Annotated in this window: 1 pseudogene; it reads right to left on the reverse strand. The window is 68.6% G+C overall.

The features are described from left to right. Positions 1–315: pseudogene (locus tag DRV84_RS15350) on the reverse strand (carboxylate--amine ligase); the annotation flags it as partial.

Raw genomic sequence — 315 nt, forward strand, 5'->3', positions numbered from 1 at the left:
CGACTTGTCGCGGAAGAGCATCGCCTGCCCCAGGAGCCGCGGGTTGTCGCGCAGCACGGCGTTGACCGCGCCGGCCCATTCCACCGTCTCCTCGAAGAGCGGGATCGCCACGTCCACGCCCTCGTCCTTGAGCGTGGTTGCCAGCTCGTAGGAGCGTTCGTTCAGCCGGTCGAAATCCCACGCGATGTGGGGGATGCCGTTGGCCTCGCAGTAGTCCGTAGCCCAGGGCGGCGCCACGACGATGTAGCGCCGGTCGAACCGGTCCGCCGCGTCGATCGCGTTGAGGCTCCAGCCGAGCAGCGCGACGTAGCCCTT

Origin of the sequence: Rhodosalinus sediminis (assembly GCF_003385555.1) — a bacterium.
GTDB lineage: Bacteria > Pseudomonadota > Alphaproteobacteria > Rhodobacterales > Rhodobacteraceae > Rhodosalinus > Rhodosalinus sediminis.